1 pseudogene is annotated in these 1,326 nt (G+C 62.5%); it reads right to left on the reverse strand.

The features are described 5' to 3' along the window. Nucleotides 1-1,326, reverse strand: a pseudogene (locus L6D80_RS29805) (host specificity protein); the annotation flags it as partial.

Consider the following 1,326-nt stretch of genomic DNA (forward strand, 5'->3'; position numbering starts at 1 on the left):
GGGTTCTGCGCGCCAGAAACGGTGGGTGTGAAGTTGCACTGCAGGTTGGGGTTTTTGGTCACCGTGGCGAAGAGCGGCCCAGCAGTGATGGTGCCGCCCGTTGCGGTTGCCACCCAGCCTCTGGTGGAGTTCGTAAACTCCCAGGTCATCCCCGCAACGAACGGCTGAACCGCGCCTATGCTGTTCTTGAGCTGAGTGATGTCGGTGCTCTGGCTGGTGATCGTGCCCTCTGCAGTGCTTACCCGGTTGTTCAGCGAGTTGACCGCCGAGGCCTCAGCCTTCGTCGCCACCTGGCTGAGTGCACTGGCCGCCGCAGCCGCCGCATCAGTGGCCACCTTGTCGGTCACAGCGACCCAGGCGTTGCCACTCCAGCGCTTGGGCGTGTTGGCGTTGCCAGTGGTGTCGATCCACAGGTTTTGCGCCAGGCGCTTATCAGCGGTCGGAGCCGTTGAGCCGTAGATGACTTCCCCCTTCGCGCCCGCTGCGGTGGCTGCGGCCTGGGCGGCCTGCTGCGCAGCTGTCACGTTCTGGTTGGTCGTGGTCAGGCTGTTCTCCAGGCTGGTGGTCCTCCCGGCCACGCTGGATAGAGTTGAGCCTTGCAGGTCTACGGTCGAGGTCAGGCTCTGCACAGCAGCCGACGTCGCGCTGTTGTTCACCGCATTGACTTGACCGTTGTCTCGCCACCCGGTGGCACGCGCCCCATACTCAAACTGGGGCCGCGCCATTTCCACGTATCCCGCAGTTACCGCGCCGGTGGCGCTGTAGATACGCAGGTAGACGTAGCAAGTCACCGCGCCTGCGGGCGCGACGGCGCTGAACTGCTCACGCTTGCCTGCTGCGGTGATGGTAAACATCACCGAGTTAGGATCGCTGATCACGGTGCCTGCAGCGTTAATCCATTGGATAAAGAACCTGAACCCCAGGCCAGCGGTGCCCCGAAGGAAGATCGACGCTGCAACGGTTTGACCTTCGGCGACCATTGGCCGCCGGTCTTTCGTGCCGCCAGTTGGGCGCAGCGATTTATAGGGCGTGCCCGTACCAACGCTGGAAACCTCAACACGTACCGCCTTCTCACCTGCGTTCAGCCATGAGGTAACCAGCGATTCGACGCTGGACGCCGGCCCCTCCGTGGCCCAGCCATCCGCGATGTCACCACCAGTTCCTGCCTTGGCGAACGTCGGGTTGTAGAACAGGTTCTCGCCGCCGATGTCGCCGATCGAGTTATCCAGTTGAGTCAGTTGACCACTGACAGACGTAAACCCTTCCTCTGTTCTAGATACCCTACCTGACACACTGGTGATCGCCGACGCGTTGGCCAGTGCTGCG

The sequence above is a fragment of the Pseudomonas ceruminis genome, assembly GCF_021602025.1.
Classification (GTDB): domain Bacteria; phylum Pseudomonadota; class Gammaproteobacteria; order Pseudomonadales; family Pseudomonadaceae; genus Aquipseudomonas; species Aquipseudomonas ceruminis.